Source organism: Helicobacter sp. CaF467b, from assembly GCF_022664765.1.
GTDB lineage: Bacteria > Campylobacterota > Campylobacteria > Campylobacterales > Helicobacteraceae > Helicobacter_D > Helicobacter_D colisuis.
Window position 1 is genome coordinate 149,302 of sequence record NZ_JALAIY010000001.1, and the last position, 12,259, is coordinate 161,560.

The window sequence follows — 12,259 nt, forward strand, 5'->3', positions numbered from 1 at the left end:
GGAATTAAAAGAAGTTTTTAAAAACTTATAAATTTTACAAGTTAGAATTTGGTAATATTCCTAAAATTTTAAGTTTTTGGAGACTTTTAAAATATGGAAACAATAGTAACGCGATTTGCCCCATCCCCTACAGGTTACCTACATATCGGTGGTCTTAGAACCGCGCTTTTTAATTATCTTTATGCAAGAGCCAATAAAGGTAAATTTCTCTTAAGAATCGAAGACACAGATTTAGCAAGAAATTCTACCGATGCAAAAGAGGCTATTATTCAAGCCTTTGAGTGGGTTGGAATGGATTATGATGGTGAGGTCGTTTATCAAAGCCAAAGATTTCCGCTTTATCAGCAATACATTGATCAGCTTCTAAAAGAGGGCAAGGCGTATTATTGCTATATGAGTAAAGAAGAATTGGATTTATTGCGCGAGGAACAACGCAAAAGAGGGGAGACTCCGCGTTATGATAATCGTTATCGTGATTTTCAAGGGACACCCCCAAGCGGAATACAGCCAGTAGTGAGAATCAAAGCACCTTTAAGTGGTGAAATTTGCTTTAAGGATGGTGTGAAAGGTGAGATGAGAATTGCTGCAAAAGAGCTAGATGATTTTATTATTGCAAGAAGCGATGGGACGCCAACTTATAATTTTTGTGTAGCAATTGATGATGCGCTAATGGGCGTTACAGATGTCATTAGGGGGGATGATCATTTGAGCAATACGCCTAAGCAGATTATTATTTATGAGGCTTTAGGATTCAAGGTGCCACGATTTTTTCATGTGCCAATGATTCTTAATTCACAAGGGCATAAGCTTAGCAAACGCGATGGTGCAATGAGTGTTATGGAATATAAAGAAATGGGTTATTTGCCAGAAGCACTTTTGAATTTCCTTGTGCGACTTGGTTGGAGTCATGGAGATCAAGAGATTTTTAGCAAAAAAGAAATGTTAGAGTTTTTTAATCCCAATGATTTGAATTCAGCCCCTTCAGCTTATAATCAAGAGAAGCTTTTATGGCTTAATAGCCATTATATTAGAGAGCTAAGCAATGATTCTTTAAATATACTTTTGAGCAAAAATTTCAATGTGGAAACTCCACAAGAGAGAGTGCAAGAGATTTTGTATCCAGAAATCAAAGAGCGTTCTAAGACTTTAGTGGATTTTGTGGAGATTTTAAAAGATTGTTTGCAAACGCCAAAAAGCTATGATGAAAAGATGCAGCATAAGGTTTCTAGCGAGGAAAATATTAGGCTTTTAGGAGAGTTTTGTGCTTATATTAAAGCACTTAAAAAACCAATAGCAACTGCTCAAGAAGTTGAAAATGAGATGGCGACTTTTGCAGATTTTCACGGAATCAAAGCAAAAGTATTGTTTGTGCCTTTGCGTTATGCTTTGCTTGGTAAGAGTGGCGGCGTAGGAATTGCCCCTTTGCTTGCTAGCTTGGAGAAAGAAGAAATAATAAAGAGAATCCAAAATGCCCTAGAAAGCTTTAAGGGCTAATATCTGCAAAATCAATCTTTGCAGATTTTTTTGAGGGCTTTACGCAGTTTTTTGACTTTTCGTTTGGGAATGATGACTTTCCATTCGGGGTGAGTAATGTCTTTTGTATCATCATTGAGATTGAGTGAGATAGAAATTGCCGTTTGTTTTTTATCTTTTTTGCTTGGGACATTGATTTTGGCAACGACGATATTGGCATCGTGGATATAATCATTATCAAGAGGGATTGTATAAGCTAGTTTTTTGATTTTTTGTTTCATTGTTTGCCTTTTTTGCTTGGTTTATATTTTTTGTGAGCTTTTTTGAGAATCTTCCTTACTTCTTTGATTTGGGAGAAGGGTATATGGACTTTCCACTCTGGTTTTGTATCATCTATCATAATGCCGATACTGACAACAACATTGCCATCTTCCTCATAGGGATTTTTAATGATTGCAAAACTAATGGTTCCATTTTTTGTGTCATTTAGAGGGATAGTTTTAAAGATTCTTTCCTCTTTCATTGCTTTCTCCTTTTAAGGTTGCTGTTTTTAGCCTTGCTTAAAGGAGTATATTGAAGTAGAACTTAAATATAACTGAAATTACTTATTTTTGATCATTTTTTTAAAAAGAGCTTGCAGTTTTAGCCAATCTTGAATTGGCAAAAGTGGGTGTCCAGAGAATTTTCCAAAAGCAGGAACACTTTTTGTGATTGCTGCCCTTGCGCCAATTTGAGTGAATTCGCCAATATGTAAATGCCCAGCACTTCCACTTTGTCCCCCTAGCACTACATTGCGCCCTGTTGTGGTAGAGCCAGAGATTCCTGCTTGGGAAACAATAATAGAGTGTTCGCCAATATCACAATTATGTCCAATTTGAACAAGATTATCAATTTTTGTGCCTTTGCAGATGCGCGTTTGCCCAAAAACCGCTCTGTCTATAGAGGTATTAGAGCCTATTTCAACTTCATTCTCAAGCACAACCTTGCCATTGTGGTGGATTTTAATGTGTTGTCCATCTTTGGTGTGAGCATAGCCAAATCCATCACTCCCAATAACAGAATTAGCGTGAATAATGACATTATCTCCAATTTCGCAATCATTATAAATGCAAACATTAGGATAGAGAATGCAATTTTTCCCAATTTTGACATTTTCCCCAATCACAACACCCGCCATTAGCACGGAATTCTCATCAATCTCGCTACCATTTCCGATTGTAGCATTGTGAGCAATTGTAGTATTTTGGGCAATTTTTGGGGCAATTTTGGAGCTAAAGAGTGGTTTGGCAAAAAATTTCGTTAAGTATGCCATTGCTAGATAAGGATTCTCACTCACAAAAGCAAGAGAAGTTTTAGGGAGATTTTTGACATAGGCTTTGCGCGTGAGAATGACTTTGGCTTTAGTTTTTTCAATATCGGCTAGGTATTTTTCTTTTTCTAAAAATGTAAGGGAATCATAAGTAGCCTTTAGGGGCGATTCAATATGAGTAATCGCTTCAGAATCAAAAAAGCTAGAATGTTCTATCCAATCTTTATTCCCTTCATTCCATTGTAAAATCTCACCTAAAACCTCTTTTTCTTTTAAAAAGCTAACAATTTGATTGAGTAACATTATCTTCCTTAATTGACTTCAATGGCTGAAATACCGCTTCTTGTAATGTCTTTTGGTTTATAGGTTTGGATAGCTTGGAGTAAGCCATTGATTCGCATATGGCAATCACAAGCCATAAAAATTGCGTATTTTTCATTCACTTCTAGCAATTTTCCATTGTAACTTGTAAAAATAGCCGAGAGTTCGCTAAGGGATTCTTTATTGGAAAATTTTACAAGCACTGATTCTTGCTCAATAATTTGCTCATCTTCTAAAACTTTTAACACAGGGATAAGTTTGTGGAGTTGTTTTAAAATCTGTTCTAATACTTTTTTATCTCCCTGTGTTGTGATGGTTATCCTAGAAAGATTGGTATCAAAAATGGGTGCAACAGTGAGTGATTCGATATTATATCCGCGCCCTGCAAATAATCCACTAATTCTTGATAATACCCCATGTTCATTTAAAACCGTTACGGTAATAACGCGTTTAATCTCCATAGCTTACTCCTTATACTCTAACATCATATTAAACAATGCTCCACCAGTTGGCACCATGGGCAAGACATTTTCAAAGCGATCAATTCGCACATCAAGCAAAGCAGGTTTGTTGGAGTTAATAGCTTTATTAAGACATTGGATAAATTCTTCTTTGGTATGAATGATAAATCCGACTCCGCCAAAAGATTCGGCAAGTTTGACAAAATCTGGCTGGAGTTGCAAATCAGTTTCTGAATAGCGATTTTCATAAAAGAAAGTTTGCCACTGCCTTACCATGCCTAAATAATTATTGTTTAAAACAACATTAATTACAGGAATCTGACTTGCTAAACAGGTCATTAGCTCTTGAATATTCATCAAAATACTTCCATCTCCACTAATATTAATGGAAGTTTTGTCTGGAAATGCCTTTTTAGCTCCCATTGCAGCAGGCAGACCAAAGCCCATAGTCCCTAAACCGCCACTTGTGATAAATTGGCGAGGAAAGCTAAAGGGATAAAATTGCGCTGCCCACATTTGATGCTGCCCAACATCAGTAGAGATAAATGCTTCTTTGCCTAGAATTTCACCTATTTTTTTAATAACCCACTGGGGTTTTAAAATCTCTTCAGAATCTTCATAGCTCAAAGGATGAAGTTTGTCATAGCGCCCTAGTGTCTCTCTCCAAGCAAGAATATTTTTAACTTCATAATCTTCTTTGACTAATCCTAAAAGCTCTTCTAAAACACTGCTAATATCCCCAACAATAGGATAGGTAACATCAACGATTTTGCTAATGCTACTTGGATCAATATCGACATGCACGATTTGTGCATATTTGGCAAATTCGCTTAGCTTTCCTGTTACCCTATCATCAAACCTCGCTCCAAGCGCGATAATAAGATCAGTTTCGCTCATTGCCATATTAGCAACATAGCTTCCATGCATTCCCACCATTCCTAACAAATCAGGGTGATTATAGGGCATTATCCCTCTTGCCATAAGCGTTTCAACAACTGGAATATGAGTGATTTCACAGAATTCTTTGATGAGATTTGCACTTTTTGAAGCCACACAGCCTCCACCAAGGTATAAAAGTGGCTTTTTGGATTCTTTGATGGCTTGAGCTACTTTCTTGATTTGGCGTGGATTGCCCTTGTAGGTTGGTTTATAGGTTTGGAGTTTGATTTCACTTGGATAGTTGAATTCTCCAATTGTTGCACTAATGTCTTTGGGCAAGTCAATATGCACCGGACCAGGACGCCCACTTCTAGCGATATAAAAAGCTTCTTTTAGGATTCGCGGTAGCTCTTGAATGTCTTTAACAAGAAAATTGTGTTTGGTGCAGGGGCGAGAGATTCCCACAGCATCTATTTCTTGAAAAGCATCTGTCCCAATAAGGCTTGTTGGGACTTGACCGCTAATAATGACAAGAGGGATTGAATCCATATAAGCTGTTGCGATTCCTGTAACAGCGTTTGTAAAGCCAGGTCCGCTTGTTACGATAGCTACACCCACTTCTCCACTTGCCCTAGCATAACCATCAGCAGCATGAACTGCAGCTTGTTCGTGGCGTGTGAGAATATGTTCAAAGAAATTTTGCTTATAAATCTCATCATAAATATTTAAAGCCGCACCACCAGGATAACCAAAGACTACCTTTACGCCCTCATTTTTAAGGGCGTGGATAACCATTTCAGAGCCATTTAATTGCATAGCAAATCCTAAATCTTTTTGTTTTATTGTAATGAAAAAAGCTTGATTAAAGCTTACAAAAGACTTATTTGCACAATTTTTTTAGGCATTCACAAAGGTAATAGAGTTCTTTTTTGCGATGTGTGTAATGCAAACTTACGCGAATCCAACCAGGTTTTTGATTAAAAGTTGTATTGTCTTTTAAATTCAGTAAATCGTGTCCATAAGGTCCTGCACAAGAACAACCTGCGCGCACCAAGATTCCATAGTTATTTGAAAGTATAGTGGCAATTTCATAAGGAGATTTTTCTTGGAGATTAAATGCAAAAGTTCCAACAATGTTGTAGTTTGGATTGCCATAAAGAGTGATTTTAGGGTGGCTTTCTAAAAACTCTTTAAAGATTCGAATGAGCTTTTCTTTGGTTTGCATAATCCATTCTTGTCCAATTTCTTGGCGCAATTGATAAGCCAAACTCGCTCTAATAAATTCTAAAATCCCAGGCGTTCCTGATTCTTCACGAATCTCTTCATTAGCAAAATAAATTTGGCTTGTGCGCGAAACATAGCCCACCACTCCGCCACCACAAAAAGTAGGAGGCAGGGTTTTGTTGATTAAATTGCGCTTGATAATGAGGATTCCACTGCTTGAAATTCCTCCTAAGAGCTTGTGTGGAGAGAGAAATGCAACATCATAAAAAGACGCAGGAATGTCAAAATAAGCAGAGGAGCTTGCCATATCAAAGCAGACAATTCCGCCATATTCTCGGACTAGATTTGAGATTTGCATAAAAGGGCTTAAAATCCCACTAACATTTGAAGCAAGCGAAAAAGAAGCAATGATTTTGCGATGGACATTAGCAATCAAAATTTGCTCCAAAGCCTTTAAATCCACTAAGCCTTCAGTGTTAAGTGGGATTCGTATCACTTCGCATAAACCTTCTCTAAAGCTTAATTCATTGCTGTGGTGTTCATAGGGTCCAACGATTACAAGAGGTAATTTAGAGGAATCAATTTCGTGGAGTTTGAGAGTTTTTCTAGTTTGAGGTGGGAGATAGATTCCTAGGATTTCTTGAAACTTTTTGATAGCAGCGCTTGACCCAAAACCGCAAGAAATGAGTGCAAAGCTAGAATCAAGCCCAAAGATTTGCTTAAGATTCTTGCGTGCTTGTTCATAAGTTTTACCGATAATTTTAGAGTGAAGGGAGCTTTCAGAATGTGGGTTGGCATAAAAGGGAAGAATCTTTTTAATGCGTTTTTCTATGCATTTTGCAGCTAAACCACTTGCTGTCCAATCAAAATAATGTTTGTTTTTTGCAAGTAAAATTTCTTTTTTAAGCAAAGCCTTTTTTTCTTTGGTGCTTAGATTCTTAAAATTATAAGGCAATAAGGGGGCGAAAAAATCTTTTTCCACTTTTAAAGTCTCCCATTTTTAATTTGGCATATTAGCATAATTATAATAGTTTTTTGGGGAATTTTGTTTGTTAAATTTAGAGTCTGTTTTTAAGGAGCTTTTGTTATACTTTGTAAATTTTTTTGGAGCGATTGTATTTTATGGATAGTCTTATTACTTTTGGTGTGATTTCATTATTGATTGTTGTGGCGCCCTTTTTTAGCGCATTAACAAGGCTTCCTTTAGTGGTGGTAGAGATTTTGCTTGGAGCTTTGGCATTTTATTTTGGTTTTTTTAAACATTTTGATTCTTTGGAATTTGTAGCACATATTGGGTTTTTGTTCTTAATGTTTTTGTGTGGCTTGGAAGTGGATTTAAAAACCTTTAGTAGGCTTGGAGTGGAGTTTATAAAATCAGCCAGTGTGTATTTTTTTATGCTTTATGGTGTGGCGGTTTTATATGTGCTTTATAGTGGATTGTCTGTATTTTATATCGCGACTTTGCCGGTTATGAGTTTGGGAATGATTATGGCGCTTTTGAGAGAATATCCCAAAAACACACAATGGCTTCAAATGGCATTGAATGTTGGGATTTTGGGAGAGCTTATTAGTATTGTGGTTTTGGTGCTTTTAAATGGTGTGTATTCTTATGGAATTACTTGGAAGCTTTATGAAACACTTTTTGTGCTTTTTGCCTTTTTGAGCGTGATTGTTGGGATTTTTAAGGTGGCAAATATTTTATTTTGGTGGTTTCCAACATTAAAGTTTTATGTGATTCCACAACATTCAAGCAAGAATCAAGATATTCGCTTTGGCGTGATGTTGTTTTTAACTATGATTGGAATTGCGCAAATATTAGACTTAGAGCGTGTGCTTGGAGCATTTTTAGCAGGAATGATTCTAGCAACTTATTTCCATCATCAAAAGGGCTTAGCAGAAAAACTTAATGAAATTGGCTTTGGCTTTTTTGTTCCATTATTTTTTGTGTATGTGGGTTCAACTTTGGATTTGGATTTAATTTTTCAAAACCCCCATTTGTTTTCAGAAGTATTTGTGATTATTGTAGTAATGGTGCTTTTGCGAATCATTGGTGCTTTTGTAGCATATAGAAAATACTTTGAAAATCGTAAAGAAGTCTTGCTTTTTGCTTTTAGCCATTCGATGCCACTTACTTTTTTAGTGGCAACAGCACAGCTTGGGAAGCAATTTGGTGCCATTAGCGCAGAGGAATATTATGCGTTTATTATTGCAGCTCTTTTAGAGGGGATTTTATTGACCATTTGCATTAAACTAATTAGCAATTATAAAGCCAAGGATTCTACAAGCTTTGCTTGAAGCTTAAAAGATTTCATAGAGTGAATTGGCTTTTTCCATCCATTTGGCAAGTTCTTCCCATTTTTCTTCTTTGATAAGGGAGGTTGCAAAATCAAGTTCTTTTTGAAAAAAGTCAAGAGATTTGAGTAATTCGTTTTTATTTTGCTTAGCAATATCACTCCACATTATTGGGGAGCTTTTGGCGATTCTTACCATACTTTTAAAACCACCACCTGCAAGTGCTAAAATATCTTTTGGATTTTGTTGGGATAGCACAGTGTTAGCAATGGCATAGCTAATAATGTGGGGCAAATGGCTAATAAATGCAGCGTGATTGTCGTGAGATTTTGAATCCATTTTGATAATATTCATTTTAAGGGAGACAAAAATCTCCTTTGCCATAGCTGCTTGAAATTCTCCGCTTTGCTCTAAGTCGGTTAAAACGATAATGTGATGAGCTAACAATTCCTTAAAGGCTGCTTTGGGACCAAAGTTTTCTGTTCCACTCATGGGGTGTGCGCAAACAAAGTTTTTGCGAATCTCTTGGGGGATATTTTGGGAGATGAGGTGCTTGGTGCTACCTAGATCAATGATGGTTGTGTGTGGAGCGATTCCTGTTAGTTTGGGTAGAGTTTTTAAAATTGCCTCAACGGGAATGGCAAGAAAAATAACATCACAAAGCTTGATTTCATCAAGTTCCACCCCTTCATCGACTAGTCCCAAAGAAAGCGCTTGTTGTAAGTGAATCTCGTTATTATCTAATCCTAAAATTCTCTTAAACATTCCTGTTTCTCTTAAAGCTAACCCTAAAGAACCGCCAATTAATCCTAAACCAATGATTCCAGCTTGCATATTATTACCCACATATTTGAAATTTTATTTTTGTATGAAATTATATATTTATTTACTTTAGTTTTGTTAGCTTTAAACTCAAAAAAGATATAATCCAAAAAAATTCTAATTCTTTAAGGTGCAAAATAAGATGAGCTTTTTCCCAAAAACATTATCCTTTGTAGCGGTAGCTTTTGCTTTGTCAAGTGGCTTAAAAGCAGCAGAATTGCCTGTTATTAAAGAGATTCGCTATGAGGGGTTAAACTACATTTCCCCCTTGATTGCAAATGAGATTGCCAAGATTAAGATTAATGAAACAATGAATATTGAAAGTGTCAATAAAAGTATTATTAATTTTTATGAGCAAGGATATTTTAAAGATATTTGGATTACAGAAGAAAATGGAATTTTAACTTATCATTTTGTTGAAAAGCCCGTAATTGCAAGTTTGGTAGTGAGTGGATATGGCGCAGGAAAAGAGCAATCAGTCCTTGATAAAGAAATAGGGCTTAAAAAGGGCGATGTTTATGATGAACTAAAAATTGCTAATACGCGAAAAAAGATTATTGCACTTTTAGAATCTCAAGGGTTTTATAACACTGTTGTGGAAGTAAAAACAGAGGAAATTTCGCAAAATGCACTTAAAGTAACGCTAGAGATTAATAAGGGTGAAGAAATTATTATTAGAAAAGCAAATTATTATGGTAGAGATGAATTAAAAGTTTCACGTATTGAAGCATCTACGGCTAATAAAGAGCGGGATTTTCTTGGCTGGATGTGGGGGTTTAATAGCGGTAAATTGCAAATTAATGAAATTGAAAATGATGCGCTTAGAATCCGCGATCTCTATATGCAAAAAGGGTTTTTGGATGCAGAAGTAGATACGCCTTTTTTAAGGACAGATTTTACCACTTATAATGCTGAATTAGATTTTTATATCAAAGAAGGGCAACTTTATAAGGTTTCTGGAATTGATATTGTTTTAGAAGAGGATGTGATTCCGCTAGAAGATCTTTATGATATTGTGAGTTTAAAAAAGGGTAAGAAATTTAATATTAGCACAATGCGTAAGGACACAGAAGCAATTAAACATAAAATCGGTGATTTGGGTTATGCCTTCACGCGAGTAACTCCGGATTTGGATAAGAATCAAGAGAATGCGGAAGTGCGGGTAATTTATTATGTTCAACCTGGCAAAAAAGTAAAGGTGCGCGATGTTTTGATTTCGGGTAACTCTAAGACGCTTGATAGGGTGGTTCGTAGAAATGTGTTGTTAGCTCCAGGTGATCAATATCAAATGAGTAAGATTGAGCGCTCTAAAAATGCGATTATGAGAACAGGTGGTTTTGATAGCGTGGATATTGAAGAAAAGCGCGTTGATGAAGAAAATATTGATTTGATTGTGAATGTCAAGGAGGGTAAGACAGGAGAATTTACCTTTGGTGTAGGGTATGGAAGTTATGATGGAATAATGGGGAGTGCATCTATTAAAGATAGAAATATCTTTGGGACAGGGCTAACAGCTGGACTTTACTTTGATAAGAGTGAGGTTTCTACTTCTTATCGCTTAAATCTCTATAATCCTGCAGTTTTGGATAGCAATTATAGTCTTTCTACAGATATTTATCAAACAGATTATACAGATTATGATTATCGTGAGATTACACAAGGGGCTAGTCTTGTTGGTGGGCGAAGAATCACAGATACCCTAGAAGCAAGTGTGGGTTACACTTATCAAAAATCTAAACTTTCTGATTTTAATAACCCTTTTTATAGTCGCTACTATAAGGGAGAATATATTAAATCTTCCGTGATTCCTGGGGTGTATTTTGATAATACCGATTCTTATTTCTTTCCAAAAAATGGTTGGAAAGCAGGTGGTTCTTTGGAATATGCAGGAGTTGGGGGAGATGCTAAGTTTTGGAAATATTTTGGGAATTTATATTATTTTAAATCCTTAGAAGATTGGACTGATTTGGATTTGATATTTAGATTCCGCACGAAGTTTGGGTATATTGATGATAATGGTTATGTCCCTATTAATGAGAGATTTTATTTAGGGGGTGTTAGCTCACTTAGAGGTTTCCAAAGTAACTCTATCACGCCACGCGATAAATATGGAGTGAGGATTGGTGGAAATCAAACGCTTTATGGTTCAGTGGAGTTAAGCTATGGATTGTTTGAAACGGTGCAAATGCGATTGAGTGCCTTTTATGATTATGGTATGTTAGGGGAGGATAAATTAACGCAGATTCAGCGCGATTCTGTGGGAGTAGCTTTGGAATGGATTTCACCTATTGGAGCTATTACTTTTATTGTTCCTAAAGCACTTAATCCCAAAAAGGGTGATGATACCTCTTCTTTTGAATTTACAATGGGACAGAGATTTTAAGATGACAATGCAAGAAAAAATAGATAGAGCAATCGTTAGGACTAAGATTCCGCGTGTGAGTAGGGAAGAAATTTTGGATTTAATGCAAAACGCCTCTTTGAAAGAATTGGGCGAAAGAGCTTTTGGGATTAAGCAGGTTTTGCATCCAGATAATATTACAACTTTTGTGGTTGATAGGAATATTAATTACACTAATATTTGTTGGGTGGATTGTAAATTTTGTGCCTTTAAGCGCAGAATTAATGAAAGTGAGACTTATATTCTTAGTTTTGAAGAAATTGATCAAAAGATTGAAGAGTTACTTGCTATTGGTGGGACACAAATACTTTTTCAAGGTGGGGTGCATCCAAGTCTTAAGATAGAATGGTATGAAGAGTTAGTTTCACATATTTCACAAAAATATCCTCAAATTACGGTGCATGGCTTTTCTGCTATTGAGATTAATTACATTGCAAAAATCTCTAAAATTTCTATTGCTGAAGTATTAAAAAGACTTCAAAAATGCGGATTAGCTTCAATTCCTGGCGCAGGAGCGGAGATTTTAAGCGATAGGGTGCGTGATGTCATAGCGCCAAAAAAGCTAGATAGCGATGAATGGATAGAAGTGCATAGAGAAGCCCACAAAATTGGTATGAGAAGCACCGCTACAATGATGTTTGGAAGTGTGGAGAATGATGCAGATATTATTGAGCATTGGGAGAGAATCCGCAATCTTCAAGATGAAACCAATGGCTTTAGAGCATTTATTTTATGGAGTTTTCAACCTGCTTTTACACCTTTACAAAAGGAATTTCCAACACTTCATAAAGCTTCATCTAATCGCTATTTGAGACTTTTGGCTTGCAGTCGAATCTTTTTGGACAATTTTCAAAATATTCAAAGTAGCTGGGTAACACAAGGTTCTTATATTGGGCAACTTGCATTGCTTTTTGGAGCTAATGATTTGGGTAGCACGATGATGGAAGAAAATGTTGTTGCTGCAGCAGGTGCTAGAAACTCAATGAATCAAGCAGAGATGATTTCTTTAATTAAAGATGTGGGCGAGATTCCAGCTAAGCGCAATACAGCTTATGATATTTTGGAGATTTTTTAGTA

The 12,259-nt window shown here is 36.2% G+C and carries 11 protein-coding genes; 4 read left to right on the forward strand and 7 right to left on the reverse strand.

What is annotated here, in order from left to right; genetic code table 11:
• Positions 1–93: 93 nt before the first annotated feature.
• The gene (gltX, locus tag MKD52_RS00775) at positions 94–1,494 is read left to right on the forward strand and encodes a glutamate--tRNA ligase (RefSeq protein ID WP_242098922.1); all 1,401 of its coding nucleotides are present in this window, start codon (positions 94–96) and stop codon (positions 1,492–1,494) included.
• Between the two features lie 11 nt (positions 1,495–1,505).
• On the opposite strand, the gene MKD52_RS00780 is transcribed toward gltX, so the two are convergent.
• The 6 genes from MKD52_RS00780 to MKD52_RS00805 form a co-directional block, all read right to left on the reverse strand.
• The gene (locus MKD52_RS00780) at positions 1,506–1,754 is read right to left on the reverse strand and encodes a hypothetical protein (protein ID WP_112057004.1); all 249 of its coding nucleotides are present in this window, start codon (positions 1,752–1,754) and stop codon (positions 1,506–1,508) included.
• Positions 1,751–1,996 carry a hypothetical protein gene (locus tag MKD52_RS00785; protein ID WP_054195130.1) on the reverse strand — a complete coding sequence of 82 codons (246 nt, stop codon included), beginning with the start codon at positions 1,994–1,996 and terminating at the stop codon, positions 1,751–1,753. Before MKD52_RS00785 ends, MKD52_RS00780 begins: the two co-directional genes overlap by 4 nt.
• Positions 1,997–2,074: 78 nt before the next feature.
• On the reverse strand, positions 2,075–3,085 hold the full coding sequence (gene lpxD, locus MKD52_RS00790; RefSeq protein WP_242098923.1) for a UDP-3-O-(3-hydroxymyristoyl)glucosamine N-acyltransferase: 1,011 nt from the start codon (positions 3,083–3,085) through the stop codon (positions 2,075–2,077).
• Between the two features lie 8 nt (positions 3,086–3,093).
• Positions 3,094–3,564 (reverse strand): acetolactate synthase small subunit, encoded by a 471-nt coding sequence (gene ilvN, locus MKD52_RS00795; protein WP_112057006.1) that lies wholly within the window; start codon positions 3,562–3,564, stop codon positions 3,094–3,096.
• A 3-nt stretch (positions 3,565–3,567) separates the two neighbouring features.
• Complete coding sequence (locus MKD52_RS00800; protein ID WP_242098924.1) at positions 3,568–5,259, reverse strand: acetolactate synthase large subunit; 1,692 nt, start codon at positions 5,257–5,259, stop codon at positions 3,568–3,570.
• A gap of 64 nt (positions 5,260–5,323) precedes the next feature.
• Positions 5,324–6,622 carry an aminotransferase class V-fold PLP-dependent enzyme gene (locus tag MKD52_RS00805; RefSeq protein ID WP_242099885.1) on the reverse strand — a complete coding sequence of 433 codons (1,299 nt, stop codon included), beginning with the start codon at positions 6,620–6,622 and terminating at the stop codon, positions 5,324–5,326.
• 167 nt (positions 6,623–6,789) lie between these two features.
• Between MKD52_RS00805 and MKD52_RS00810 the strand changes: the two genes are divergently transcribed.
• Positions 6,790–7,962, forward strand: coding sequence for a cation:proton antiporter (locus tag MKD52_RS00810; protein ID WP_242098925.1), 1,173 nt, complete (start codon positions 6,790–6,792; stop codon positions 7,960–7,962).
• Between the two features lie 3 nt (positions 7,963–7,965).
• Here MKD52_RS00810 and MKD52_RS00815 read toward each other — a convergent pair whose 3' ends face one another.
• A complete protein-coding gene (locus MKD52_RS00815; RefSeq protein WP_112057009.1) occupies positions 7,966–8,793 on the reverse strand; it encodes a prephenate dehydrogenase in 828 nt (275 codons plus the stop codon).
• A gap of 130 nt (positions 8,794–8,923) precedes the next feature.
• On the opposite strand from MKD52_RS00815, the gene bamA reads away from it, so the two are divergent.
• Together bamA and MKD52_RS00825 are read left to right on the forward strand one after the other, a co-directional pair.
• On the forward strand, positions 8,924–11,164 hold the full coding sequence (gene bamA / locus MKD52_RS00820) for an outer membrane protein assembly factor BamA (protein WP_242098926.1): 2,241 nt from the start codon (positions 8,924–8,926) through the stop codon (positions 11,162–11,164).
• A gap of 7 nt (positions 11,165–11,171) precedes the next feature.
• On the forward strand, positions 11,172–12,257 hold the full coding sequence (locus MKD52_RS00825) for a dehypoxanthine futalosine cyclase (RefSeq protein ID WP_242098927.1): 1,086 nt from the start codon (positions 11,172–11,174) through the stop codon (positions 12,255–12,257).
• Positions 12,258–12,259 lie beyond the last annotated feature (2 nt).

What these genes read in the sequence shown, in the direction of transcription:
- MKD52_RS00825 (WP_242098927.1), top strand. Translation starts at nt 11,172, where the DNA reads ATGCAAGAAAAAATAGATAGAGCAATCGTTAGGACTAAGATTCCGCGT.
- MKD52_RS00780 (WP_112057004.1), bottom strand. Translation starts at nt 1,754, where the DNA reads ATGAAACAAAAAATCAAAAAACTAGCTTATACAATCCCTCTTGATAAT.
- MKD52_RS00815 (WP_112057009.1), bottom strand. Translation starts at nt 8,793, where the DNA reads ATGCAAGCTGGAATCATTGGTTTAGGATTAATTGGCGGTTCTTTAGGG.
- MKD52_RS00810 (WP_242098925.1), top strand. Translation starts at nt 6,790, where the DNA reads ATGGATAGTCTTATTACTTTTGGTGTGATTTCATTATTGATTGTTGTG.
- lpxD (WP_242098923.1), bottom strand. Translation starts at nt 3,085, where the DNA reads ATGTTACTCAATCAAATTGTTAGCTTTTTAAAAGAAAAAGAGGTTTTA.
- gltX (WP_242098922.1), top strand. Translation starts at nt 94, where the DNA reads ATGGAAACAATAGTAACGCGATTTGCCCCATCCCCTACAGGTTACCTA.
- bamA (WP_242098926.1), top strand. Translation starts at nt 8,924, where the DNA reads ATGAGCTTTTTCCCAAAAACATTATCCTTTGTAGCGGTAGCTTTTGCT.
- ilvN (WP_112057006.1), bottom strand. Translation starts at nt 3,564, where the DNA reads ATGGAGATTAAACGCGTTATTACCGTAACGGTTTTAAATGAACATGGG.
- MKD52_RS00800 (WP_242098924.1), bottom strand. Translation starts at nt 5,259, where the DNA reads ATGCAATTAAATGGCTCTGAAATGGTTATCCACGCCCTTAAAAATGAG.
- MKD52_RS00785 (WP_054195130.1), bottom strand. Translation starts at nt 1,996, where the DNA reads ATGAAAGAGGAAAGAATCTTTAAAACTATCCCTCTAAATGACACAAAA.